Here is a 26,792-nt window from a genome sequence, read left to right as displayed (position 1 = left end):
AAAAAGCCAGCAGAGTGATCCGCCGGCTTTCGATGTCTTCAGATCATGGATCTTCAGAGAATATGTGTGCCGCCGAGGTTCTGTACCGCACGGCGGGTCATGACAGCGACGAGATGCGCGCGATAATCGGTCGGCGCATGCATATCGCCCATCATCCGCGACGGGTCGATGGTCAGGCCTTCCAATGCTTCGGCGGTCAGACTTTCAGTGAGACGTTCTTCGGCTTCCGTCCAGCGGAACACGCCTTCGTTGCCGGCACCGGTGATCGCCACACGGATATGCCCGTCGCGATGTTTCGACACGAAAGCTGCCGCCATTGAATACCGCGAGGCCGGATTGCGGAACTTGGCGTAGCCGGCGATCTCGGGGATATTAAATTCGATGCGCACGAGAATCTCACCCGGTTCCAGCGCCGTCGTGTAAAGTCCCTGGAAATATTCCTCGGCCGGAATTTCCCGGCGATCGGTATGGACGGTCGCATCGAGCGACAGGACTGCAGACGGGTAATCCGCCGCCGGGTCGTTATTGGCGGTCGAGCCGCCGATCGTACCCATGTGGCGTACCTGCACATCGCCGATCGAGCCGGCGAGACCGGAAAGCGCCGGAACGACCGCCTGGATCTCCTTCGATGATGCGACGATGTGATGGCGCGTCGCAGAACCGATAATGACCTTGTTGGCCGTGACCTCGATACTGGAAGCAAGTTCCGGGATGTTACGCACGTCAATCAGATGCTGGGGTGCGGCAAGGCGCGATTTCAGCGTCGGGATCAGCGTATGTCCGCCGGAGAGGTAGGAAGCATCCTCCGAACCTTCAAACAGTTCAATGGCTTCCGAAAGGCTCATAGGCTTGTGGTAGGTGGTTGCGTACATTCTGGTATCTCCCTTCCCTACCGGTTATTCGGCGGCTTCGACCGGCGCCGCGGTTTTGGCGGCGCGGTGCTTGCCGGCCGCATCCAGCACCGCCTTGACGATGTTGTGATAGCCGGTACAGCGGCAGATATTGCCTTCCAGCTCATGGCGAACGGTGTGTTCATCAAGCTCGCCATCATGACGGCGGACCATATCGACTGAGGCCATGATCATGCCCGGCGTGCAGTAACCGCACTGCAGACCATGATGCTCGTGGAAGGCCTGCTGCATCGGGTGCAGCGTCGCGCCGTCGGCAAGTCCTTCGATCGTCATGACCTGCGAACCGTCGGCGGCGACGGCGAGCACCGTACAGCTCTTCACGGCGCGGCCATCGAGATGCACCGTACAGGCACCGCACTGGGTCGTGTCGCAGCCCACATGCGTGCCGGTCAGGCCCACATGCTCGCGGATGAACTGCACGAGAAGGGTCCGGTCTTCCACATCCCGCGTCTCGGCCTTGCCGTTGATCGTGATCGTCACTCGGGACATCGGCCCCTCCTCTAAAATTCCAAATGATCCCGGCCGGTGTCTGGAGCATCTGTCAGTCCGCCGGCCGAGATATGTCAGGTTATGATATTCGCATCAGCAAGCTTGTCATCCATTGCGGAGGGCAGACAGCGTCATTTTCCCTGCTTGACCGCCTCGAAGAACGAGAGGTCGAGATATTTTTCGATATCGGTCAGCTGCTTGCCGCCCTTGCCATAACGCGAACGCAGGTCGAGCACCGCCTTCATGCCTTCAGGCAGGATGTCGGAACCCGGCGTCAGACCGGAGCGCGGCGACAGTAGGCTTGCCATGATCGAAGGGACGGCTGCCGGCTGGATATCCGGCATCTTGGACTGCAGCAGGGCGGCAGTCGCTTCCCGGTTGGCGTCGTGCAGCGTCCAGGCGAGGCCCTTCAGGTATGCGCGGATGAAGGCTTTCACCGTTTCCGGGTTTTCAGCGGCATAGGCCCGGCGGGCAGCAATCGCCCCCCCCTGATAGCTGTGGAAATGGTTCGACGAGACGTCGAGAACGTTGAAGCCCGAACGCTTGGCAATGCTGGTGAACGGCTCGATCGCCAGCGTTGCTGCATGTTCGCCGGCTTTCACCGACTGCCAGCGCTGCGGAGTAGCGCCGACGGCTGCGAAGGTGACGTCCTCGCGCTTCAGGCCGCTCTTGGTCATCATGTCGAACAGCACAAAGGCGAAGCCGGTTGTCAGCGCGTCGAGCGCGATCGAGCGGCCCTTCAGGTCCTCGTAGGTCTTGACCTCGGGGGCGGTGACGATCGCCAGTTCCAGCTGGGTGGCGCCCATCAGCACGACGTAATCCGGGTTGACGCCCTCGGCGGTCGCGCCCTGGCCTTCGCCGTAAGCGACGACGTTGTCGAAGGCGGTGAAAACGATGTCGAACTCGCCGGCAGCGGTCTTTTCGGCCTGCGCGACCGAGCTCGGAGTCAGCGTTACATCAACCTGCAGCTCTTCTTCGGCAAAGAAGCCCTGTTCCATCGCCGCAAAGGTCGGCAGGTTCGGAGCACCCGGAAACGCGATAACGCGTACGGTTTTCAAATCGCTCATACTATAACTCCTCCTCAGGACGCCTTGCGCCCGTTATTCATGGCCCGCCACACGGTGGCAGGCGTAACCGGCATCTGGATGTCTTTCACGCCGAATTCCGAAAGCGCGTCAACCACGGCATTGACGACGGTGGCGAGCGCCGGCGTCGTACCGCCTTCGCCGCCGGCCTTGATGCCGAGCGGGTTGGTCGGCGAAAACACTTCGGCGATCTCGCAGTTGAAGGTCGGCATCGTGTCGGAGCGCGGCATGCCATAGTCCATCAGCGAGCCGGCCAACGGTTGCCCGCTGTTCGGGTCGATGGCACAGAGCTCCCACATGGCCTGGCCCACCCCTTGCGCGATGCCGCCATGGGTCTGGCCGTGGACGATCAGCGGATTGATGCAGCGGCCGACATCGTCGATCGTCGTGTAACGAACGATCTGCACATGGCCGGTGTCGCGGTCGACTTCGACCTCGCAGACGGCAGCGCCGTTCGGGAAGACCGGCGTATGCATCTCGTTGTCGCGGATGACGCGCAGTTTGCCGTGGCTCGCCCTGGTGCGACGGCCGAGTTCGAAAATATCGATCGTCTGGTTGGAATTCTTCAGCTTGAAGACCGCGCCTTCGAACTCGATCTGGTCGGGTGTCGAGCCGAACAGCTCGGCGGCCCGCTTACGGCCTTCGGCCAGAAGATCGGCGGAGGCCATCGCCATGACAGTGCCGGCATGGCGCATCGAACGGCCGGAATGCGAACCGCCGCCGACGCTGACGATGTCCGTATCGCCGATGACGATCCAGACCTTCTCGACCGGCACCTGGATCATGTCGGCGACAACCTGGGCGAAGCTCGTCTCGTGGCCCTGACCGCTCGGCTGGGTGCCGATGATCACTTCGATATTGCCGTCTTCCTTGATCTCGATTTCGGCGCGCTCCTTCGGTGTGCCGATCGAGGATTCGACGTAATTGGCGAAACCGCGGCCAAGGATTTTGCCGCGTGTGGCGGCTTCGGCCTTGCGGGCGTCGAACATGTTCCATTCGGAAATTTCGAGCGCGCGGTCCATGTTCTTTTCGTATTCGCCGCTGTCGTAAACCGAGCCGACGGCATTGGTGTAAGGCATGGAAGACGGCGGCACGAGGTTCATGCGGCGCAGTTCGAGCTTGTCGAAACCGAGCTGGTCGGCTGCAAGCTCGCACATGCGCTCGATGACGAAGGTCACTTCCGGGCGGCCGGAGCTGCGATAGGCCTGGGTACACATCGTGTTGGAGAACACGGCGCGGGCGCGCAGCACCGCAAAAGGAATGTCGTAGGAGCCGGTGATCAGGCCCGAACCCTTGCTGAGAGGCGAAAGCGACACGGCGCGACCGCCGACATTCGAGAGATTGTCGGATCGCAGCGCCAGGAATTTGCCATCCTTGTTGAGGGCGAGCTCGGCCTTCACGACCAGATCGCGGCCCTGATAATCGGTCAGGAAAGACTCGGAGCGGGTCGCGGTGAACTTCACCGGCCGACCGATTTTGCGCGATGCCCAGAGAACCAGGCCGAATTCCACATAAACACGGTTACGGGTGCCGAAATTGCCGCCGACATCGAAGGAGAGGACGCGCAGATCCTTCGGCTCGATGCCGAGAACCTTGGAAAGCTCGTTCTTCTGACGCACGGCGCCACCGCTGCCGGCATAAAGCGTGTAGCGCTTGGTTTCCGGATCGTAGGAGCCGAGCGAAGCGCGTGGTTCCATGGTGACACCGGTGACGCGGTGGATGTGAAAGTCGCCCTTCACCACATGGTCGGCCGCTTCAAAGGCTCTGTTCGTGCCCTCGATATCGCCGAAGGTCGTATCGATAAAGACGTTGTCGGGAACTTCGTCCCAGATGGTCGGCGCACCCGGTGCTGCTGCCTTGGCCGTATCGGTGACGAAAGGCAGCTCTTCCCAGTCGACCATGACCTTTTCGGCGCCGTCGGCGGCCTGGGCCGCAGTCTCGGCAACGACGATCGCGACTGCTTCACCGACATGGCGGGCCTTGTCGGCCGGCAGGAGGAAATGCGGACCGGTAAAAGCGTGGCTGCCATCCTTTGCGCGCAACTTCATGTCGAAATTAGTGGAGGGAACCGGATTGTGCGGCACATCCTTGATGCCATCCGCGAGGATATCCTCGCCCGTCAGAACCAGAAGCACGCCTTCGCTCGCCAGCGCTTCCGTCTTGTCGACGCCGTTGATGCGGGCATGCGGATAGGGCGAGCGGACGATCGCCGCATAGGTCTGGCCCGGCAGCGAGAAGTCGTCGGAGAAGCGGCCCTTGCCGGTGATCAGGCGGCCGTCTTCCTTGCGCGGGATCGGCTTGCCGACATGCTTGAAAAGAGCTTCCTGCACCAGCTTCATTTCCGGCGAAAGCTCAGCCGACGCAGATTTCGGCTGCTTCAGCGGATGCACGATCGCACCCGGCGCGGCGGTCTTGAGCGGGCTGTTCATGGAACCTCTTCTCTTTGAATTCGCAGCGGTTTCTCCCATCCGCCGGCATGCCTCTGTATGTCGGTCGAGCACAGCGAGATCCTGTTGCTCTTCGTATTAATGTATGACAATATGGCAGCATATTGCAATCGAAAAGATCGACTTTGTATGACAAGGCGATTGCCGCTTCGATGCCGATGGTGAAGAAATGGCGCGGGGGTTTGCCGTTCTCCCCGAACGGAAGCTCGCGCCGGTTTGGGAGTGAACTTACATGACGACGTTTGCGCGCAAGGCGCCGCTCGATCTGCAGGAGCATCTGCAGCGGCTGGAGGCTCTCGGCCTCCTCACCAAGATCCAGGTTCCGATCGACAAGGACAGCGAACTGCATCCGCTGGCCCGCTGGCAGTTTCAGGGCGGCCTGCCGGACGAACAGCGCCGCGGCTTCCTATTCACCGACGTAAAGGGTGCAAAGGGCGAGAAATACGATATTCCGGTCGCCGTTGGCGTGCTGGCTGCTTCGCCGGCCATTTACGCGGCTGGTCTTGGCGTTTCCGAAGACGAGATCGGCGACGTCTGGGTCAATGCCATGGAGCATCCGATCGACCCGATCACGGTCACCGAAGCGCCCTGCCAGGAAGTCGTCATCACCGGCGATGAACTGAAGCAGGAAGGCAAGGGCCTCGGTTCCCTACCGGTTCCGATCTCGACACCCGGCTTCGACAGCGCGCCCTATTTCACCGCGACGCTCTGTGTCACCCGCGATCCGGAAAACGGCATCCGCAACATGGGCACCTATCGTGCGGCCTTGAAGGCGGAAGACCGTCTCGGCGTTCGCATGGCGAGCCGCCTTTCCGGCGCCGGCGGTTACCAGCACTGGCTGAAGTATCAGAAAATGGGCAAACCGATGCCCTGCGCCATCGTCATCGGCTGCGCGCCGGCCGTGCTTTTCACCGGCCCGCAGAAACTGCCGATCGACCAGGACGAACTCGGCGTCGCCGGCGGCCTGATCGGCGAGCCGATCCGCATCGTCAAGTGCAAGACGATCGATCTCGAAGTGCCGGCCGATGCGGAAATCGTCATCGAAGGCCTGATAGACCCGGTCTTGCTCGAGCCGGAAGGCCCGTTCGGCGAAAGCCACGGCCATGTGGCGCTTGAAGACTTCAACATGTCGATGACGGTCACCGCCATCACCCGCAAGGCAAAGCCGGTTCTCGTCTCGATCGTCTCCCAGGTCACGCCGAGCGAATCGAGCGTGCTGAAGCGCGTCGCCTATGAGCCGCTGTTCCTCAATCACCTGAAGAAGGTGTTGAACATCAAGGGCATCAAGCGGGTCGTGATGCATGAGCCGCTGACCAACATCCGCAAGGTGATCTTCCTGGAATTCGACCGTTCGGCGCCGCAGTCGGAAATCTGGCGCGGCCTGCAGGGGGCTGCCACGCTTCAGGCACAGTGCGGCAAGATCGTCATCGCCGTTTCCGACGATATCGACAGCCGTAACGCCGATGCCGTGTTCTGGTCGCTCGCCTACCGCGCCAACATGATCGACGACGTGCATATCACGCCCTATCGTTCCGGCGGCCACGGGCCGAAATCCGGTTCGAAGAGCGCTGAAGGCACGATGCTGATCGATGCGACGCTGAAGGCACCGATGCCGCCGCTGGCGCTGCCTGCCGAACCCTACATGGTCCGCGCGCGGCAGATCTGGGAAGACCTGCAGCTGCCGCGCATCAACCCGCAGCCGCCATGGCATGGTTATTCGCTGGGCGACTGGAGCGACGTCTGGACACAGTTTGCCGATGCCGCCGTGGCCGGCGACTGGCGCCAGACCGGCGAAAACACGCTTGCCCGCCGCCAGGGCGGCATGAAACCCGAAACGCCGGCTCGCGATATCGAGAACCCCAAGGGCGGCAAGAAATAAGACAGATCGCGGCGCGGATGGTTTGGAGGCTATCCGCGCCGCCGACATTTTGAAATTCCATTCATACCTATTCAAAACTTTTGCATGTGATGCCTGGGGAGAGACGATGCTGAAGATCGGCCAGTCGCAACTGCGTTTCGAGGATGACGCGCTGATCACCGGCCGCGGGCGCTACATGAACGACCTCGCCAGCAAGGGCGAGGCGGTGGCCGTTTTCGTCCGCTCCCAGACGGCTTCCGGCACGATAGCTTCGATCGATACCAGCTCCGCGCTCGATATGCCCGATGTCCTCGGCATCATCACTGGCTCCGACCTGAAGGCCGCCGGCCTGCAACCGATCCAGCCGCGTGGCAAACATCCCGGCCCGGACGGCGGCGAAATGCGCATTCCGGCCTTTTATCCGCTAGCGATCGATGCCGTGCGGTATGTCGGTGATCCGATCGCTGTCGTCGTCGCCGAGACCAAGGAAGCAGCACTTGCTGCCGCCGAAGCCGTGATGGTCGAGATCGACGAAAGGCCGGTGGTGATCGATCCGTTGGAAGCGGTCTCTCCGGATGCGCCGCTGGTTTGGGAAGAATTTCCCGACAACCGCTGCTTTACGTTCGAGAAGGGCGACAAGCCGGGTGTCGATGCAGCCATTGCATCTGCCCAGACCGTCGTGCGCCAGCGCTTGAGAATTTCCCGAGTCGTTGCAGCGCCGATCGAGACGCGCGGCGCCATCACTTCTTATGACGAGGCAACCGGCATCTACCGCCTCGAACTCGGCACCCAGGCGCCGCATCGCATTTCCGGCGACGTGGCGCCGATCCTCAATGTCACGCCGGACAAGCTGCATGTCGTAGCGTCGGATTGCGGCGGATCGTTCGGCATGAAGAATGCCGGATACCCTGAATATCCTGCCCTGCTCTTCGCCGCGAAACAGACCGGCCGGATGCTGCGCTGGACTTCCGACCGGCTGGAATCCTTCCAGTCGGATGCACATGCCCGCGACATGTGGGTTGATGCGGCGCTGGCGCTCGATACGGAAGGCAAATTCCTCGCATTGGACGTTCATGTCCGTGCCAATCTCGGCGCGTATCTCGGTCCGGCAACCGTACATCCGCCGGTCGCCAATCTCGGCGGCATTGCCGGCGTTTATCGCACGCCAAAAATCTACGCCAAGGTGGACGGCGTCTTCACCAATACCCAGCAGACTGCACCCTATCGCGGCGCCGGGAGGCCGGAGGCGACCTATATCATCGAACGCATGATCGACCTTGCCGCCTACGAGACCGGCATCGATCGTGCGGAACTTCGCCGCCGCAATCTCGTGCCGAAGGAAGCCATGCCCTGGTCGAGCGGCTTCATCTTCACCTACGATTCAGGTGACTTTCCCGGCGTGCTGGACAAGGCGCTGGAAATGGCGGACTGGGCTGGCTTTGAGACCCGTCGCGCCGAGTCTAAGGCGCGCGGAAAACTACGCGGCATCGGCATAGCCAATCCGATCGAGATCGCCGGCGGCCCAGCCGGCAAGCCGAACCCGGAATTTGCGCGCATGGAAATCTCGCCGGAGGGCAAGGTGCGTATCCACGTCGGCTCGATGGACAGCGGCCAGGGCCACAGCACCGTCTTCCGCCAGATCATCGCCGACAAGCTCGGTCTCGATACGCAGGCGATGGAAATGGTGACCGGCGATACCCGAGAAATCCCGCAGGGCACCGGCACGTTCGGCTCCCGCACGCTGGCCGCCGCCGGCGGCGCGATCTGGACCGCTGCCGATACGATCGTCGAAAAGCTGAAGGACAAAGCCGCCGAACGGCTGGAAGCCGACAAGGCGGATATCGTCTTCGAAACCGGCGAATACCGAATCGCCGGCACCGACCGCACCGTTTCGTTCGCCGAGATCGTTGGCGGCGAATCAGCTCCGGTTTCGGCCGAGAATTTCATCGCCAATGAAGGCGCGACTTTCCCGAACGGCTGCCATATCTGCGAAGTCGAGATCGATCCGGAAACCGGCCTCGTCGAACTGGCATCCTATTCTGTCGTCGACGATGTCGGGCGCATGGTCAATCCGCTGCTGGTCAAGGGCCAGATCACCGGTGGCGTGGCCCAGGGGCTTGGCCAGGCACTGATGGAAAATGCCGTCTATGACGCGGATTCCGGCCAGCTTCTGTCGGCCACCTTCATGGATTACGCCATGCCGCGGGCCCATGATATGCCGGGCGTGGCGATTGCCGGCTATGCAGTGCCGACCGGCCAGAACCCGCTCGGCGTTAAGGGTGCGGGTGAAGCGGGGACCGTCGGGGCGCTGTCTTCCATCATCAGTGCTGTCTCCGACGCACTTCGTCCATTCGGAATAAATCATATAGATATGCCTGCAACCCCCGAGCGGGTCTGGCGCTGTCTCGAAATGCAACGTAAGGAAAAGCTTGAGACGTAAGGTCGATATATTCCATCGAAGATATCGCCTAACGGACAGGTGACGTGGCGCAACTTTCTTTGTATGACAAGCGTCCGATCACATTCGTTTGAACGCCTGCCTTCGAGGAGACACATGGCCCATCCGCTTGCAGAGCCTCTCAATCCACTCGTGCACGAGCCTGCGCCCTTGCGGAACAAGATCATGACCTCGCTGCGGCGGGCGATCGAGACCGGCGCGCTGGAACCCGGCACCCGGCTTGTGGAAAAAGATCTTTGCGAACGGCTGAATGTCAGCCGCACCTCGCTGCGCGAAGCGCTTCGCCAGTTGCAGGCTGAAGGCATTCTGACTGACCTCAACAATCGCGGCCTGACCGTTGCCGCCGTCTCTCGCGGGGATGCGGAAAACATCTACCGCATCCGCGGCGTGCTGGAACCGCTGATCGTTGAGCAGTTCATCGAGAACGCGCCGGAGGAAGAGGTTCAGAGCCTCAAGGCACAGAGCGAAATCCTGAAAAAGGCCTATATGGGCAGCAATGCCGAGGATATCGTCGCCGCCAAGCGCGATTTCTACGATCGCATCTGCACCGGCGCCCGTAACCCGATCGCGTTCGATCTCCTGAAGAAGCTGACGCTGCTCACCTCGCCGCTGCGCCGCCGTTCGGTCGTCCGTAAGGACCGCCAGAGCCAGAGCATCAGTGAGATCGAGGCGATCGTTTCGGCGATCGTCAAGCGCGACAAGGCGGCTGCCAAAACAGCGGCCGAGAAACATGTCGCCAATTCCGCTGTCTCGGCATTCAGGGCTGCTGACGCCGGCTAAAGCCCGCTCGACAGATACCGATTACAGCGCCTGCGTCGAATCTCGCCGCAGGCGTTTTGCGTTTGGCGATCTCTCCTATCGAAATCAGAATTGAATTTTGTCAACAATGGCAGGCGTCCCGCTTTGCCTGTTGCATGCTCAAATTCTTTGTCATACAGTAGTACCATCATAGTATGTTACCAATCGGAGTTCCATGCCGGGAGGGCTGGCTCCAAGGGAGGGAGTTTCAATGCTGAAGTCGATTCGCCTGCTGACCGTCGTGGCGGCCACGGCCTGTGCCACGCTTTTTGCGGCTGCCTCCGCACAGGCCCAGTCCGCTGCCGATTTCTACAAGGGCAAGACCGTCACCATTCTGATCGGCCATCCGCCGGGCGGCTCCTACGACCTTTACGCCCAGCTGATCGCACAGCATTTCGGCAAGCAGATTCCCGGCAATCCGACCGTGATCGTGCAGGGCATGCCGGGCGGCGGCGGCTCGCTTGCGGCGGCTCATTTCTACACCAAGGCAGCCAAGGACGGCACGATCGTCGCGCTTCTGCCGGAATCGCTTGCGCAGGACCAGGTTCTCGACCCGAAGAAGAGCCGCTGGGACGTGTCCAAGATGCGCTTTATCGGCCGTGCTGCCGACGTGACCTCGGTCATGATGGCGCGCAAGGACTCGCCGGTTAAGTCGATCGAGGACTCGCTGAAGACCGAATCCAACGTTTCCTGCTCCGGCCGCACCACGTCCAGCGCCCAGACCGGCGCGGTTCTGAAAGCCCTGATCGGCTCCAAGTTCAACATGGTCTGCGGTTATGACAGCGCGACCGCCAGCGCGCTTGCCGTCTTCCGCGGCGAAGCCGACCTCACCAGCACCGTCTGGGCCAACTGGTCGGTCAACTACGCCCAGCAGCTCGCTGCCGGCGACGTTGTTCCGGTCGTCCAGTTCGCCGAACATCGTCTTGCAGACCTGCCGAACACCCCGACCGCTCTTGAGCTGACCAATGACCCGGCCAAGAAGCAGGCGATCGAATTCTTCGGCGCCGGTGGCGATGTCGGCCGCGCGCTGATGACCCCTCCGGGCACTCCGGAAGATCGCGTCGCAGCGCTCTCGACCGCATTCGACAATCTGATGAAGGACCAGGGCTTCCTGGCCGATGCAAAGGCCCGCACCATCCCGATCGCCCCGATGACCGGCAAGGAAGTCGATGCCATCATTCAGAAGATCGTCGGCACTTCGCCGGACGTGGTTGCCACGCTCCAGAAGGCGATCGACGACGGGTTCAACAAGTAACCAGACGATCACCGCGCGGCGCCAACGCCGCGCGGTTCTTTTTTGGCCTGCGGCCACTTTTCCCCATCACACATTCCCAGTCTAAAACTGAAGGAGTCCTCCCATGGACCACCAGGGCACGAAGCGTTTCGTCCCGGTTGAAACCGGTGCGCCTCAATATGGCAGCGACCTGATCGCCGCCGCGATCCGGGAACAGGGTTTCCCGTATATCTGCCTCAACCCGGGCGCCAGCTACCGTCACCTGCATGACAGCCTGGTCAACTATCTCGGCAACGAGAACCCGAAGATCCTGCTGTGCATGCATGAAGAGCACGCAATCGGCATCGCCCAGGGCTGGGCGAAGATCACCGACAGGCCGCTGGCTGCCGCCGTGCATTCCAATGTCGGCCTGATGCATGCGACCATGGGTATCTTCGACGCCTGGTGCGACCGCGTGCCGGTCGTCGTGATCGGCGCCACCGGCCCGCTCGACGCCACCAAGCGCCGTCCGTGGATCGAATGGATCCATTGCACGATTGACCAGGGCGGCCTCGTCCGCGACTTCACCAAATGGGACGACGAGCCTGCTTCTCCGGAAGCAGCGGTGGAATCCATCCGCCGTGCGACGATGCTGTCGAGCGTCCGCCCCTGCGGTCCGACCTATGTGAACCTCGACGTTTCCGTGCAGGAAATCGAGCTCGAAAAGGTCCCGGCCCTGCATGACATCTCCCGCTTCAAGGCTCCGGCCGATCCCGAGCCGCCGCGCCGCGATCTGGAAGCCGCCGTCGAAATCCTCGCCAAGGCGAAGTGCCCCGTCATACTCTGCGGCCGCACCACGCGCAGCGAAGAAGGCTGGGCCGAGCGCATCAAGCTTGCCGAACTTTTGGGCGCCAAGATTCTGACGCATGTGAAGCTCGCCACCAGCTTCCCGACCACCCATCCGCTGTTCATCGGCGAGACCGGCTGGAAGCTGTCGAAGAACCTACTGAAGCACCTGACGGAAGCCGATGCGATCCTGTCGCTCGACTGGCTCGATCCCGCCGGCACGATCAACCAGGTCTTCCCGGCCGGCACGCCGAGCGCGCCGATCATCAGCGTTTCGAACGACTTCAACATCCATCGCGGCTGGAACATGGATTACCAGGGCCTGCCGGCCGTGGATGTCAACATTCCAACCGTGCCGGAAACCGCCGTCTCCCGCCTGCTCGAGGCGTTGACCCCGCTCCTGCCGGCCCCGAAGAAGTACGAGAAGCGCCGGCTCGACGCAGAACCTTCGAAGACCTCCGGCGAAATCAGCCTGATGGACCTCGCCAGGGTACTGAACCGCGTGACGCGCGACATGGATATCTGCTTGACCTCGCGTCCGCTGGGCTGGCCGGTCAATGCCAACGAGCTGGAACACCCGCACGACTATCTCGGCCATAACGGCGGCGGCGGCGTCGGTTCCGGCCCGAGCATCGGCATCGGCGCAGCGCTGGCTCTGCGCGACATGAAGTCCCCGCGCGTACCGATCGCGATCGTCGGCGACGGCGACTTCACCATGGGCAATACCGCCCTCTGGAGCGCCGCTTCGCAAGGCATTCCGCTGCTCTATGTCATCTCCAACAACAACTCCTACTTCAACGACGAACACCATCAGGCAGCCGTCGCCGTCCAGCGGGGGCGCCCACCGGAAAACGCCTGGGTCGGCCAGCGTCTTCAGGATCCGGCTCCGGACCTGCTGATGATGGCAAAGGCTCAGGGCATCGATGGCGAAGAAAAGCCGGTCACCGACATTGCCGACCTCGCGGCTGCGCTGAAGCGCGGCATCGAGCAGGTCAAGGCCGGCAAGCCATGGGTGATCGACGTCCGCGTGCCGCCGGAATATTGCCGCGACCCGATGGTCGAGCTCGCGTAAGCAGCCTCAATAACTTCCCAGTGACTAAGCCCCGTTCGCAAAAGCGGGGCTCTTTTTTTTGCCTTAAGCTCTCAGGCGTGAAAACCCGGGCCGGCAATCATGAAAACCACGGCGCCGGCACAGAGAAGCAGGACCGGGCTGAATTTCGGCCGATAGAGCAGGATGCCCGCGGACGCTACGGCGATGATCCACATCAGCACGCCATTGCCGGCGATCTGGCCGATTGCAAGGATGCCGGCCATGATCAGACCGACACCCACCGGCGCCAGCCCGTTTTCCAGCGCCGCATGCCACGCATGGCCGCGATAGCGGTTCCAGACCCGGGCCACGCCGTAGCAGAGGATGGAAGACGGCACGAAAAGCGCCAACGTCGCGATGAGTGCGCCCACCCAGCCGTCCAGCCTCCAGCCGATCAGAGTGACCAGCATCGAGCCCGGACCGGGGGCAGCGCGCGAAATCGCGAACATTTCCACAAATTCGCGGCTGTCGACCCAGTTCTGCACCTCGACGGCCTGATGCTGCAGCGGTGCGAAAATGCTCGGCCCGCCGCCGAAAGACGACAGCGAAAATCCGACAAGGGTCAGGACGAGTGGCCAGAGAATGCCTTCACGCATCTTTGCTTTTCCTCGGCCATGCCGCTGCAACGGAAAGAATGCCGACACCGAAGACCACCGGCACAAGCGGCCAATGCAAGATACCGATCATCACGAAAGTAGCGAGAAGGGCGAGCCCGGAAGAAATGTTGCGCACGGCGGAACGGCCTCCCTTCCACACCGTCATCAGCAGCAGGCCGATGGCCGCCGCAGTCACGCCGTCGAGCGCCGAGGTCAGCCAGCCGAGCCCTGCCACCTGATTGTAAAGAGAGAAAAGACTGATCACCGCAAAGAAGGGCACCATCAGAAGGCCGCAGACCGCAACGCTGGCGCCGATGAAACCGCGCTTCAGGCCGACGCAGACGGCGAGGTTGGTGATATTGGCGCCCGGCAAAATCTGGCTCACGGCAAGCGCCGAAAGGAATTCCTCCTCAGTCATCCACGGCCGCATCAGCACGACCTCACGATAGACCCAACCGGACAGGCCGCCGCCGAAACTGAAGGCGCCGATACGGCAGAACACCCAGAACAGCGAAAGCAGAGGCATGGATACGCCCGCCTGCTCCCGCCGGCCTTCAGACTGCACATTCATGATTGTTCTTTCCACAGGCCGACCGATTCCGGCCGTATCTTAGCGATAGCGTAGCAACGTGAGTCCGGGAATAGTTTTCAGGCTTAAAGAGTTAGCATGCACACAGCCGTGAACGCCGGGAGCTGCTGCGACCTTCCCACGTGCCTCTCCGGCCAGCGCCGGAAGCCGAAGTCTCCCCGCTTCCAGCTGCCGGCGGATAGCTTGCCTCAGGGGCTTTCGAGCATGGCCTTCATCCATACGACAACGGCACCCGCGCCGGCATCCTGGAAGCCGATCGCCCGATCACCGAGATAGGCCGCCCGGCCGAGACGTGGCCTCATCGCGGCAGTAGCTTCAGCACCTTCCTCCGCGGCCTTAACCGCCGCCGCCCATGACGTCTTCAACGGCTGCCCAGCCTCGATTGCACTGGCGAACGCGTCCGCCGCGGGCTGCAGCGCGTCCAGCATCGTGCGGTCTCCCGGCTTTGCGCCACCCAGTTCAGAGACGGAAGCCACCGCTCTTGAAAACGCACGCGCCCAGGCGGCATTTTCGGGAGACGAAACGTCGAGTTCGCGCGCCGCCCGCAGCAGCGCCACGGCATAGAACGGACCGGAACTGCCGGCGATCGCCCGTCGCAGCGCATTGCCCATGGCGGTGAAGGCGATTGCCGGGTTTGCCCAGCTCTCTTCCGGCAGGCCGCGGATGGCGGCAGCACCGCGCGCCATGCTGATGCCGAGGTCGCCGTCTCCGGTCCGGCTGTCGAGTTCCGTCAGCATCGGCTCCTGCCGTTCAAGCGCCGAAGCGACCCCGAGCGCGACGGATTTCAGCGCTGCAGCCAGCGGGCCGTCAACCGCGCTTGGTGCGGCAGGCTCGGCAACGATGGAAGTCTCCAATATCTTTCGCGGAGCGATCCTGCCACCGCCCGGCCAGGCCGGCGCTTTCGCCTCGGCATCCAGCCGTTGGAGGCGTTTGTCGTCGACGGAAAGCAGCGACAGCGACATGCCCGGCATTTCCAACGCCGTCATGAAATTGCCGCTCCAGGCCCGCTCGACGACGATGCCGTGATCGCGCAGCCGCTGGAATGCATGTCGCGCGACGATCGCCAGCTCCATCGGCGGCGTGCCGCCAAGGCCGTTGACCAGAAGCGCCACCCGGCTTCCCGACGTCAGGCCACTATCGGTAATAAGCGTTTCCAGAATGGAATCGACGATCGCATCGGCCGGCTCCAGCGGCACCCGGCGCACCCCCTGCTCGCCGTGAATGCCGAGGCCGAGTTCCATTTCATCCTCGCCAAGCGAAAAGCCCGGCTTGCCTGCGGCCGGTACAATGCATGAGCCGAGCGCCACGCCCATGGTGACGACCGAAGCGGCGGCCGCACGGGCCTCGGCGACAACCTCTGCCAGACTGCAGCCGGCCGCGGCGGCGGCACCGGCAATCTTGTGCACCAGGATCGTACCTGCAATGCCGCGCCGCCGCGCAGGCTCGACGATATCTTTCAAGGCGGCATCATCGGCAACCACCACCACCTCGGTCGGAATTCCCTGTGCGGTCGCGAGCTCTGCGGCGAGACCGAAATTCAGTCGGTCGCCGGTATAGTTCTTGACGATCAACACCGCGCCCTTCGGCCCCGCAACTGCAACGATTGCCGCCAGCACCGCATCGACGCTCGGCGACGTAAAGACATCGCCCGAAATCGCTGCCGTCAACATGCCGTGCCCGACATAACCGGCATGCGCCGGTTCATGGCCAGCGCCACCGCCCGAAAGCACCGCCACGGGACGCTCGGAAATACCAGGCAACCCCGCCTGGGCGACCACGTCCTCGCTGGAGAGAAGGACTTGTGCCGGGTTGAGATCGACCAACCCCTCCAGCATTTCACGAACGACATTGCGCGGGTTGTTGATCAGCTTTTTCATGGGGTTATTCCTTCAGGCCTGAAGTTCATCGCCGTGGTCAACTTGCACCATCGAAGGACAAAAGGCGATTGCTGCGCCTCTCGATCATCCTCCCTCCAATCCATAACATCAGGACGGCGACGATTGCCACGTGGAAGTGGCACGGATGATGGCTCGATGTCACGCCACGATATTCGCCCACTCATCGGGTCCAATTATGTCATACAATATTTTCATCATACAAAACTTGATCGGGCCGGTGCAGTAGTTATAGCAAGGTCTGCCGCCAAGCATGCAAGGCACGGACCGAGCCCCTGCAGCGGCCGGAATGAAGAACTAAAAAGAGAACGATAAATTGGATACGCGCAAGACCGTGCCGCTGATCGTCGCATCGGCCCTCATCATGCAGCAGATCGACTCGACGGCGATCGCGACCGCACTGCCTTCCATCGCCGAGGCGCTCGGTGAACCGGCAGTCGTGCTACATTCCGCAATCACCATCTATCTGCTGTCGATCGGCGTGTTCCTGCCGATCAGCGGCTGGCTGGCCGATCGTTTTGGCGCCCGTCGCGTCTTCTGCTTCGCAGTCGGGCTTTTCACTTTCGCCTCGCTGCTTTGCGCGGCCTCCACGGGTCTCGGCATGCTGATCGCGGCCCGGGCGCTGCAGGGGTTTGGCGGCGCCCTCATGCTGCCGACAGCACGCCTCATCCTCGTGCGCTCCGTACCGCGCGAAGACCTGATCTCGGCCATGGTGCTGATGAGCATGCCGGCCGTTGTCGGGCCGGCGATCGGCCCGCTTTTCGGCGGTTTCATCACCGGCATCAGCTCATGGCGCTGGATATTCTGGATCAACCTGCCGGTCGGGATCGGCGCCATCGTGCTGACGATGATGTATATCGAGAAGGTGCCTGTCGTCGGCCGAACCTCGTTCGACTTTGTGGGCTTCACTCTGTCGGGAGCCGGCATCGGTGCATTGATCTTCGGGCTGGATTCCTTCGCCCGCGATCTCAACGCCCATGCGCTGATCCTGTCGCTCGGCGGACTGGCGGCACTCATGCTTTACGTCATGCATGCCCGCAGATCTCCGACACCGATCCTCGATCTGAGACTCTTTCGGCATCCCACCTTCCGCTCCAGCCTGACAGGCGGCTCGCTTTTCCGCATCAGTTTCGGCGCACTGCCTTTCATGCTGCCGCTGCTGATGCAGGAAGTGTTCGGCTATACACCGCTGCAATCAGGCGCGATCACCTTCGTCTCAACAATCGGCGCCTTCGGCATGCGAACCATGACGAAACGTATTCTGCGCCACCTCGGGTTTCGGAAGGTGCTTCTGTGGAACGCGCTGATCGCCAGCGCCTCGATGGCCCTCTGCGCCACCTTTACAGAACATACCGCTCCCGCAATCATGGTCATCGTCATCATGCTGGGCGGCGTGTTCCGCGCCCTGCAATTCACCGCACTCAGCACGCTGTCCTTCGCCGAAGTCGAAGATGACGAAATGAGCCATGCCACCTCACTTTCGCAGATGTCGCAGCGCATCGCCCAGAGCGTCGGCGTCGCGATCTCCGCCGTGCTGCTCCAATACTATTCCGGCAGCTCGGACATCCTCACCAATTTCGCCTTCTCGGTATCCTTCATCATCGTCGCGATCATCTCGGCTTCCTCCTGCGTCTCCTTCTTCCTGCTACCCCAAACCGCGGGAGACCTGTTGGCCGGCAGGCAGAAGAAGATCGAGGTACAAGAAGCTCAGGCCGATACCGAGGAATAACCATGCGATCCAGGTTTCTGGAAACCTGAGGGGATTTCGCGCGGATAGACGATCAATTTTCCCTCCAAATCGAAAAGCTCGCCATCAATTTGCTGCGCGGAAAGGATATTGGCTGCTTTGAAACACGCGATCAGCTTGCTGGAATTCCGCTTGACAATTTTCCGATATAGTGGATTTTCCATCATGCAGGAAATGAGATGGACCGATGAACACGAGTTTTCGCCAGCATATTGCCGCAACACTGACGCAGATCGAAGCCGACGGCCTTTACAAGAAGGAACGGCTGATCGCGAGCCCGCAGGGCGGCAAGGTGCAGATCGTCTCCGGCTCCGGCACGCGCCAGGTGATCAACCTCTGCGCCAACAACTATCTCGGCCTCGCCGACCATCCGGACATCATCGCAGCCGCCAAGCAGGCGATGGACGAGTTCGGCTTCGGCATGGCTTCGGTGCGCTTCATCTGCGGCACCCAGACGCTGCATCGCGATCTCGAAAAGACCATTGCCAACTATCTCGGCAAGGATGACGCGATCCTGTTTGCCGCCTGTTTCGATGCCAATGGCGGCGTTTTCGAGCCGCTGCTCGGTGCCGAGGATGCGATCATTTCCGACAGTCTCAACCACGCCTCGATCATCGACGGCGTGCGGCTGTCCAAGGCCAAGCGCTACCGCTTTGCCAACAGCGATATGAATGAGCTGGAAGACCGGCTGAAGGAAGCCGACAAGGATGGCGCCCGCTTCAAGCTGATCGTCACCGACGGCGTCTTCTCGATGGACGGTTATATCGCCAACCTGCCGGCGATCGCCGAGTTGGCCGATCGTTATGGCGCCCTCATCATGGTCGACGATTGCCACGCCACCGGCCATCTCGGCGAAAAAGGCCGCGGCACCCCGGCCCTGACCGGCGTCGGCAACCGCATCGACATCGTTACCGGCACACTCGGCAAAAGCCTCGGCGGCTCGATGGGCGGCTTCGTTGCCGCCGATCAGGCGATCATCGACCTGCTACGTCAGCGCGCCCGCCCGTATCTCTTCTCCAACAGTCTGGCACCGGCAGTGGCCGCGGGCTCGATCAAGGCGATCGAAATCGCCGAGGCCGCCGACGAACGCCGCCGGCAGGTGATGGCGCATGCGGCCCGCTTCCGCGCCGGCATCAGCCGCGCCGGCTTCGAGCTTCTGCCCGGCGAGACGCCGATCATTCCGGTCATGCTACACGATGCGCGGCGCGCGCAGGATATGGCAGCGGCGCTCGACGAACGCGGCGTTTATGTCGCCGGTTTCTTCTTCCCCGTCGTGCCGGTCGGCAAGGCCCGTATCCGCACCCAGATGTCGGCAGCCCTCAGCGAAGCCGACGTCGATTTCGCAATCGGCGCCTTCGAGGATGCCGGCCGCGCCCTGGGGATCATCTGAGCATTTCCAGCAAAAGTGTGAAGCGGTTCTGCGTTCGGAAATGGGTTAAAACAAAACTTAGTCCTGAAAGGACAAAACCATGAGAGCACTTGTGAAGGCAGCCGCCGCGCCGGGCCTCACCCTGGAAGATCGCCCGGTACCGGAAATCGGCGCCGACGAGGTTCTGATCAAGATCAACAAGACCGGCATCTGCGGCACCGACGTGCATATCTATGCCTGGGACGAGTGGGCGCAGAAGACCATTCCCGTGCCGATGGTCGTCGGTCATGAATATGCCGGCGAGATCGTCGAGACGGGCGCCAATGTCCGCAACCTGAAGATCGGCCAGCGCGTTTCCGGCGAAGGCCATGTGATCGGCATGAACAGCCGCGCCGCCCGCGGCGGCCGTTACCATCTCGATCCGGAAACCAAGGGTATCGGCGTAAACATTCCCGGCGCATTCGCCGAATATCTCTGCCTGCCGGCCTTCAACGTCGTGCCGCTGCCGGACGATATCGACGACGAGCTCGGCGCGATCCTCGATCCGCTCGGCAATGCCGTGCATACCGCACTATCCTTCGATCTTGTCGGCGAGGATGTGCTGATCACCGGTGCCGGCCCGATCGGCATCATGAGCGCCGCCGTTGCTCGGCACGTCGGCGCTCGCCACGTGGTCATCACCGACGTCAATCCGAAGCGACTGGCGCTTGCGGGTGAAGTCGCCGATGTCGTGCCGGTGGATGTGTCGAAGGAAGACCTAGCCAGCGTCAAGGCGAAGCTCGGCATGAAGGAGAATTTCGACATCGGTCTGGAAATGAGCGGCGCGCCACAAGCCTTCAACCAGATGGTCGATAACCTCGTCATGGGCGGCAAGATCGCCATGCTCGGCATTCCGTCGAAGCCCGCTCCGGTGGACTGGACCAAGGTCGTCTTCAAGATGCTGACGATCAAGGGCATTTATGGCCGCGAGATGTTCGAGACCTGGCACAAGATGCTGGCCATGCTGCAGAGCGGCCTAGACATCCGCAAGGTCATCACCCACCGACTGCCGATGAGCGAATACAATACCGGCTTCGATGCGATGATCAGCGGCAATTCCGGTAAGGTCGTTCTGGACTGGAAGAGCTGAAGACCCGTCTTTATTTGAGGGCTGCAATCCGTATTTTCCCGAGGATTGCCGTCCGGCGATAAACTTGATAAAATAAAGCAAGTTTATCGCCGGGACCACGCATGACCTTTCAGCCGCGAATGCAGAACAAGATCGAGGGCTTTTCCGTCATCGGGGGACTGCGTCGTCGCAACTGGAACGGCATTACCGCCGATCTCTGGGACGTCGAATGCGCCGCTTACGCCGGCGGTCACTATGTGGCGCGCGATCCGCGGCTCTTCATCCTGCTCGACCAGCGCGGCCGCGGCCGGCCGTCGGTGAAGCTCGCGCCGAAATCGAACGGGGCGCCGCAGGACAGCAGCGTCAGCCCGATTTCCTATATTCCGGCAGAAATGGACCTCTGGATCGATATTACCGAGGTCCAGTATGTCCGGCACCTCGATGTCCATTTCGATGCGGATGCGGTGAGCCGCAGGCTTCAGGAAGAGATCGATCCGCACAAGCTCAAGGATCCGAAGCTCTTGTTCTTCGACCGGCGCATCATGGGCCTTGCCGAATTGATCGCCGCCGAGATCGCCAATCCCGAGCCCCTGCACGATCTTTATGGGGATGGTCTGGCGCTTGCTCTGGTTATCGACGTGCTAAAACTGATGAAGACCGAACCGCGCAGGCGCGGGGCGCTGGCGCCATGGCAGGTCAGGCGCGTGACGGACTTCATCCGGGAGAACTGCATGCGCAATATCCGCCTGCAGGAACTCGCCGACCTTGCCGGACTGTCGCAATCGCATTTCAGCCATTCGTTCAAAGCCTCGACCGGCATGGCGCCGCACGACTGGCAGATGAACGAGCGGATGGAGCGAGCCAAGGCCCTGCTGGCCTGCGATTCGCAGCCGTTGACGGAAGTGGCCGTTGAAACCGGCTTTTCCGACCAGGCGCATTTCACCCGGGTGTTTAGAAAGCATGTCGGCACGACGCCTGCCCGCTGGCGCAAGACCCGTCGCGGCTGAGTACACAGGCCAAGTGATGCATTTTTGCAAAGATTTGCCCGGCAATTCGGATTTTGCCCAAAATCGTACAATCGTCGCAGATCGTGCCAAGCCGCAATGTTAAATCTGAGTTAATTGCTCATCTTATCGCACTGCCGCATCCAGGGGGAGCGGTCGGTGGCATCGTTTGAGTGGGGCATGACAATGATCAAGCACAGGGGCTTTTCGGCAAGGCTGGTTTTGAATGGGAGCGTGGCGATCGCAGCCTTGTGCGCCGTATGGTCCGCACAGGCGCAGGACGCCGCAACAACACTGCGGCCGATCGTTCTGGACGGCCAGGGCCAGGGCGAAATCGCAACCGGCCCAGTGAAGGGTTATGTTGCGAAGAAGTCCACGACGGGCTCCAAGTCCGACACCCCGATCCAGGAAATCCCGCAAGCTGTTTCGGTGATCGGCCGCGAAGAACTGGAAGATCGCGGCGTCGTCAACAAGGTGGACGAAGCGCTACGCTATACGCCCGGCGTCTCCACCCAGCCATTCGGCACCGATCCTGACACCGACTGGTATTACATTCGCGGCTTTGACGCGAGCCAGACCGGCGTCTATCTGGATGGCCTCAACCTGTTCGCCTACGGCTTCGGCAACTTCCAGGTCGATCCGTTCATGCTGGAACGTGTCGAAGTCCTCAAGGGCCCGGCTTCGGTTCTGTACGGCGGCGCGAATGCCGGCGGTATCGTCAACATGACCAGCAAGCGGCCGACCGACGAGCCCTATTATTACACCGAGGCCGGCATCAACACGGAAGGCAACGCCTTCGGCGGCTTCGATCTTTCCGACAAGGTCAATGAAGACGGCACGATGCGCTACCGGCTGACCGGCAAGCTCGCAGGCGGCGACGGATATACAGATTACACGAACGATTTCCGTGGCTTCATCATGCCGCAGCTGACCATCTCGCCCGACGAAGACACCAAGCTCACCGTCTGGGCCTCCTATTCCGGCCTGGATCAGGTGCATACCGGCAACGGCTTCCTGCCCTATGAAGGCACGGTCATCGACCGGCCGGGCGTCGGCAAGATCTCTCGCCGCTTCTTCCCCGGTGAACCGGACATCGATACCGGCCGCTATAACCAGACGATGATCGGCGCCGAACTAGAGCATCAATTCGAAGGCGGCTGGAAGCTGACGTCGAATTTCCGCTACGGTCATCTCGAGAAATACGAACACTTCGTCTACCCGTATCTCTGGGCTGGCCCGACCACGCTGCAGCGCATCGGCTTCGAAGGTGACACCACGGCAGATACCTTGGCCTGGGACAATCGCGTCGAAAACGAATTCGAACTCGGCGGCGCGACACACAAGATTATGGCTGGTATCGACTACCGATATTATCGCATCGACAACGTGCAAAACTCGATATTCGGCGCGGGCTTCCCACCTCAGCCGGTCGATGGCAGCATCGATGTATTGAATCCGGTCTATGGTCAGCCGCAGCCGACGATGTCGCCGCTCTATAACGAAGTGGTGACGATGAACCAGGTGGGCTTCTATGCCCAGGACCAGATCCGCTTCGGCGACGGCTGGCTGATGACGCTCAATGGCCGTTATGACTTCGTCCACACGGATTTCGATAACCAGCTCGCCCCGACCGGCAGCTTCAAGGATTCGGACGGCGCCTTCAGCGGCCGCGCCGGCCTGGCCTACGAATTCGACAATGGGCTGACGCCGTATGTCAGCGCGGCGACATTCTTCAATCCGCTGGTCGGCCGCGGCGCTCAGGGGCCACTGAAGCCAGAGGAAGGCGAACAATACGAAGCCGGCATCAAATACTCGCCGGACTTCATCAACGGGTCACTCACCGCCTCCGTCTTCCACATCAACAAGCGCAACAACACCGTCGCGATCGCCGCCCCGCCATGGACGGATCAGCTCGGCGCTGTGGAATCGCGTGGCGTCGAACTGGAAGGCAAGGTCAATATCGACGACAACTGGAAGCTTCTCGCCTCCTATGCCTATACCGACACCGAAGTCACCAAGAACGATCCCAACCCGCTTCTGGTCGGCAAATCGCTCTATGTCGTGCCGGAGCATTCGGCATCCGCCTGGGTGGACTATACCGTCACCGATGGCCCGCTTGACGGCCTGAGCCTCGGCGCCGGTCTTCGCTACAAGGGCGAGTCTTGGGCTGACGAAGCGAACACGAAGAAAGTACCAAACTCCACCGTCGTGGACGCGGCCATTCGATATAAAAAGGACGACTGGACGGCATCGCTCAACGTCACCAACCTGTTCGACAAGACCTATGTCGAAGCTTGCCGTGGCGAAGGAGCCTGCGGTTATGGCGACGCCCGCACCATCACCTTCAAGATCAGCAAGGTATGGTAGGCTACCTGATCGGATAATTTAGCAGGAAGGCCCGCGCCGGGCCTTCCTTTGTTATGAGATATTTAGACGTGACGCAATTTACCCGCAGGACAATGCTTTCCGGCGCTGCCGCCTGCCTTGCCATGCCGGGCCTCCTGCGCGCCCAAAATACGCCGCCAAGAGTTGCGACGCTCGATTGGGCATTTTTGGAAACACTAATGGCAATCGGCGCCAATGTGGTGGCTGCGACCGAGCTTCGGCAGTTCCGCCAAGTCGCGGTAAAGCCGGATGTTTCAGCGGGTACAGCAGATCTCGGCCTGCGCGGCACACCGAATTTCGAGGTGCTGCAATTTGCCCGACCCGACCTGATCTTTAACTCGAATTTCTATGCTTGGGCCGATCCGCTGATGGCGCTTATCGCGCCCGTCGAAAGCCATGCGATCTATAAGCCCGGTGAAAGCCCTTATCCGCTGGCGGAGCAGGCGATGCTGGCAATGGGTAGGCGACTTCAGCTCGACCATGCCCGCCGCTTCGTCGATGAGCTTTCGGGACGGCTTGATCGATACAAGACATTCCTAGCCAATGGTGATGGGCGGCCTGTCTTGCCGATCAATCTCGGCGATGCGCGCCATTACCGTGTTTTCGGATCGGACAGCATGTTCGGCGAAGTGCTGAAACGGCTCGGGCTGCAAAATGCCTGGCAGGGCGCCACCAGTTATTCAGCCATGGCGCCGGTCGGGATCGAGACCCTGGCGAGCATGCCGGACGCCTGGATCATTTTTATCCCGCCTCACCCACAAGATGCCTTTGACGCATTAACGCAGAGCGCTTTCTGGAAGGCTTTGCCAGCGGTTCGAGACAACCGCGTGCTGACGATCGGCTCGATCAATCCTTATGGCGCGCTGCCGGCCGCAAGCCGCTTTGCCGATTTTCTGGCGGAAGGATTTGCCCGTGTCCGGAACGGCTGACGCATTCATTCATCTACGCCGGCCATCGATGCCGGTATTTTACGCTGCGGCATTCGGCGCGGCCTGTGTGATCGCCTTCATCCTTCTGCTCGCCTTGCGGCCGCATATCCCGGCCGATCCGGCAACGGCCGAGATGCTTGACCGCATCCTGCTGTGGAATAGCCTCGCCCCCCGCGCCGTCATTGCGCTCGTCGCCGGTGCAGCCCTCGGTCTTGCCGGCGCGCTGCTGCAGCGGGTGCTGCGCAACCCGATCGCCGATGCTTCGACCCTCGGCATCGCGTCAGGTGCAGAACTGGCGCTGACGCTCGGGCTGACCTTCTCGCCGGTATTGATGGGCGCATCCCGCGAAGTTGTGGCCTTCGCAGGCGGTTTTGCGGCTGTCGCCATCGTGCTCGCGCTCAGTTGGCGGCGCGGGCTCGACCCGGTCACCGTTGCGATCTCCGGCATGATTGTCAGCCTGATCGCGGCCTCACTCAGCGTCACACTGGTGCTGTCCCGCGGCGAATACGCCATGTCGATCCATATCTGGGGTGCCGGTGCGCTGAGCCAGCAGGATTGGAGCGGCGTCCTTTCGCTCTCCCCACGCCTGCTAATCGGCGCCATCGCGGCTCTTTTGCTGATGCGACCGCTCAATATGCTCGCACTGGACGATTCCAGCGCACGAAGCCTTGGCGTGGCCCTTCAGGCGACACGGTTTGGCATTCTGCTTCTGGCCGTCTGGCTTTCTGCCTCGGTTACCGCAACCGTCGGCATTATCGGCTTTCTCGGCCTCGCTGCGCCAGCGGCGGCAAGATTGTGCGGAGCACGAACGACCGGCGAGATCATGTTCACGGCGCCTCTCACGGGTGCCGCTCTGCTCTTCCTTGCAGATTGCCTGACGCAGATACTGGGCCCGGGATTTTCCGACCTCGCACCGACCGGTGCCGCGACCGCCCTGCTCGGCGGCCCGCTTTTGCTGGCCCTATTGCCGCGTGTGCATGGTTTCTCACCGGTCACCGCGGCCTCTGAAGCCATTCTTCGGCAGATCCGAAAGCCGGCTACAGTCCTTATCCTGCTGGCCATCCTGTTCGCATTTGCCTTCATTGCAACACTTGTCATCGGTCCGACTGACCATGGCTGGAGCGCTGCAACCGGCCCGCTGTTCTTCGATCTTCTGCCATTTCGCCTTCCACGGATTCTCGCCGCGGGAGGTGCAGGCGCGATGCTCGCAGCATCCGGCTTCATCATGCAGCGTGTCACCGGTAATCCGATCGCCAGCCCTGAAGTGCTCGGCGTCTCGACCGGCGGAGGCGCGGGGTTAACGGTCGCACTCTTCCTGTTCGGATTTCCGTCGCCACCTGTCATGCTCGCCAGCATGGCGCTTGGTGCGCTCGCGGCCTTCATGGTGGTAATCGCCGTTTCCGGGCGGGCCGGGCTCGTCGCGGAACGGCTGCTGCTAGCCGGCATCGCCATCACCGCGTTTTCCATGGCGATCATCAGCATGGTGCTGGCGCAGGGTGATATGCGCAGCTTCGTTCTCCTGACCTGGATTTCCGGCTCGACCAACCGGGCCGGCAATTTCGAAGCCTTGACCGCAATGATCGCGCTCGTCGTGCTGGCTGCGCCGGTTTTCGGGATGGGGCGCTGGTTGAGCATATTGCCGCTCGGCGCGACAGTATCGAAAAGCCTCGGGCTCGGCGTTGCGGCATCCCGGCTGCTTCTCGCAACGATCGCGGCCCTGATGACGGCAATCGCGTCGTTTCTGGTCGGCCCCCTCAGCCTGACCGGGCTGATCGCCCCGCATCTCGCGCGGCTGATCGGTTTCCAGCAACCCCGGCACCAACTCGCCGCCGCGATGCTGATCGGCGCGGGCGTACTGATGGCCGCCGACTGGCTGTCGCGGGTGATAATCTACCCTTATCAGGTGCCCGTCGGCCTCTTCGCCGCCTTGATCGGCGGGCCCTATCTTCTCTGGCTGCTCGGCCGCAAGGCCTGA

General features: G+C 61.7%; 19 protein-coding genes. 12 read left to right on the top strand and 7 right to left on the bottom strand.

Features of this window, described 5'->3' with window-relative positions; translation table 11 throughout:
* Window positions 1-53 precede the first annotated feature (53 nt).
* The 4 genes from KX729_RS12480 to KX729_RS12465 all read right to left on the bottom strand — a co-directional run bounded on the left by KX729_RS12480 (window position 54) and on the right by KX729_RS12465 (window position 4,914).
* Window positions 54-872, bottom strand: coding sequence for an FAD binding domain-containing protein (locus KX729_RS12480; RefSeq protein ID WP_219742787.1), 819 nt, complete (start codon window positions 870-872; stop codon window positions 54-56).
* A 24-nt stretch (window positions 873-896) separates the two neighbouring features.
* The gene (locus KX729_RS12475; RefSeq protein ID WP_219742786.1) at window positions 897-1,400 is read right to left on the bottom strand and encodes a (2Fe-2S)-binding protein; all 504 of its coding nucleotides are present in this window, start codon (window positions 1,398-1,400) and stop codon (window positions 897-899) included.
* A 131-nt stretch (window positions 1,401-1,531) separates the two neighbouring features.
* A complete protein-coding gene (locus tag KX729_RS12470) occupies window positions 1,532-2,467 on the bottom strand; it encodes an ABC transporter substrate-binding protein (RefSeq protein ID WP_219742785.1) in 936 nt (311 codons plus the stop codon).
* Window positions 2,468-2,481: 14 nt separating this feature from the next.
* On the bottom strand, window positions 2,482-4,914 hold the full coding sequence (locus tag KX729_RS12465; RefSeq protein ID WP_219742784.1) for a xanthine dehydrogenase family protein molybdopterin-binding subunit: 2,433 nt from the start codon (window positions 4,912-4,914) through the stop codon (window positions 2,482-2,484).
* Window positions 4,915-5,164: 250 nt separating this feature from the next.
* Here KX729_RS12465 and KX729_RS12460 point away from each other — a divergent pair, with 250 nt between their 5' ends.
* From KX729_RS12460 to KX729_RS12440, 5 genes are all read left to right on the top strand, one after another.
* On the top strand, window positions 5,165-6,811 hold the full coding sequence (locus KX729_RS12460) for a UbiD family decarboxylase (protein WP_219742783.1): 1,647 nt from the start codon (window positions 5,165-5,167) through the stop codon (window positions 6,809-6,811).
* 106 nt (window positions 6,812-6,917) lie between these two features.
* Window positions 6,918-9,230 (top strand): xanthine dehydrogenase family protein molybdopterin-binding subunit, encoded by a 2,313-nt coding sequence (locus tag KX729_RS12455; RefSeq protein ID WP_246617565.1) that lies wholly within the window; start codon window positions 6,918-6,920, stop codon window positions 9,228-9,230.
* A 114-nt stretch (window positions 9,231-9,344) separates the two neighbouring features.
* Window positions 9,345-10,028, top strand: coding sequence for a GntR family transcriptional regulator (locus KX729_RS12450; RefSeq protein ID WP_219742782.1), 684 nt, complete (start codon window positions 9,345-9,347; stop codon window positions 10,026-10,028).
* Between the two features lie 229 nt (window positions 10,029-10,257).
* On the top strand, window positions 10,258-11,301 hold the full coding sequence (locus KX729_RS12445; RefSeq protein WP_219742781.1) for a Bug family tripartite tricarboxylate transporter substrate binding protein: 1,044 nt from the start codon (window positions 10,258-10,260) through the stop codon (window positions 11,299-11,301).
* Window positions 11,302-11,404: 103 nt separating this feature from the next.
* Window positions 11,405-13,177: a thiamine pyrophosphate-binding protein gene (locus KX729_RS12440; RefSeq protein ID WP_219742780.1), complete on the top strand. Its 1,773-nt coding sequence runs from the start codon at window positions 11,405-11,407 to the stop codon at window positions 13,175-13,177.
* A gap of 71 nt (window positions 13,178-13,248) precedes the next feature.
* On the opposite strand, the gene KX729_RS12435 is transcribed toward KX729_RS12440, so the two are convergent.
* The 3 genes from KX729_RS12435 to KX729_RS12425 all read right to left on the bottom strand — a co-directional run bounded on the left by KX729_RS12435 (window position 13,249) and on the right by KX729_RS12425 (window position 16,257).
* A complete protein-coding gene (locus KX729_RS12435) occupies window positions 13,249-13,791 on the bottom strand; it encodes a chromate transporter (RefSeq protein WP_219742779.1) in 543 nt (180 codons plus the stop codon).
* Window positions 13,784-14,362, bottom strand: coding sequence for a chromate transporter (locus tag KX729_RS12430; protein WP_219742778.1), 579 nt, complete (start codon window positions 14,360-14,362; stop codon window positions 13,784-13,786). Before KX729_RS12430 ends, KX729_RS12435 begins: the two co-directional genes overlap by 8 nt.
* A gap of 206 nt (window positions 14,363-14,568) precedes the next feature.
* The gene (locus KX729_RS12425; protein ID WP_219742777.1) at window positions 14,569-16,257 is read right to left on the bottom strand and encodes a dihydroxyacetone kinase family protein; all 1,689 of its coding nucleotides are present in this window, start codon (window positions 16,255-16,257) and stop codon (window positions 14,569-14,571) included.
* Between the two features lie 334 nt (window positions 16,258-16,591).
* Between KX729_RS12425 and KX729_RS12420 the strand changes: the two genes are divergently transcribed.
* From KX729_RS12420 to fhuB, 7 genes are all read left to right on the top strand, one after another.
* On the top strand, window positions 16,592-18,004 hold the full coding sequence (locus KX729_RS12420; RefSeq protein ID WP_219742776.1) for a DHA2 family efflux MFS transporter permease subunit: 1,413 nt from the start codon (window positions 16,592-16,594) through the stop codon (window positions 18,002-18,004).
* A 205-nt stretch (window positions 18,005-18,209) separates the two neighbouring features.
* Window positions 18,210-19,412, top strand: a complete 1,203-nt coding sequence (locus KX729_RS12415) for a glycine C-acetyltransferase (protein WP_219742775.1) — start codon at window positions 18,210-18,212, stop codon at window positions 19,410-19,412.
* A gap of 79 nt (window positions 19,413-19,491) precedes the next feature.
* Entirely contained in the window at window positions 19,492-20,520 is a 1,029-nt protein-coding gene (gene tdh, locus KX729_RS12410; RefSeq protein WP_219742774.1) for an L-threonine 3-dehydrogenase, read from the top strand.
* Between the two features lie 101 nt (window positions 20,521-20,621).
* A complete protein-coding gene (locus KX729_RS12405; RefSeq protein WP_219742773.1) occupies window positions 20,622-21,506 on the top strand; it encodes a helix-turn-helix domain-containing protein in 885 nt (294 codons plus the stop codon).
* A 177-nt stretch (window positions 21,507-21,683) separates the two neighbouring features.
* Window positions 21,684-23,870, top strand: a complete 2,187-nt coding sequence (locus tag KX729_RS12400) for a TonB-dependent siderophore receptor (RefSeq protein WP_246617564.1) — start codon at window positions 21,684-21,686, stop codon at window positions 23,868-23,870.
* 68 nt (window positions 23,871-23,938) lie between these two features.
* Window positions 23,939-24,817, top strand: a complete 879-nt coding sequence (locus KX729_RS12395) for an ABC transporter substrate-binding protein (protein ID WP_312990958.1) — start codon at window positions 23,939-23,941, stop codon at window positions 24,815-24,817.
* A gap of 28 nt (window positions 24,818-24,845) precedes the next feature.
* The gene (fhuB, locus tag KX729_RS12390; RefSeq protein WP_246617589.1) at window positions 24,846-26,792 is read left to right on the top strand and encodes a Fe(3+)-hydroxamate ABC transporter permease FhuB; all 1,947 of its coding nucleotides are present in this window, start codon (window positions 24,846-24,848) and stop codon (window positions 26,790-26,792) included.

It is taken from the genome of Neorhizobium populisoli (assembly GCF_019430945.1).
GTDB lineage: Bacteria > Pseudomonadota > Alphaproteobacteria > Rhizobiales > Rhizobiaceae > Neorhizobium > Neorhizobium populisoli.
This window is presented reverse-complemented; position numbering and strand designations above follow the sequence as displayed.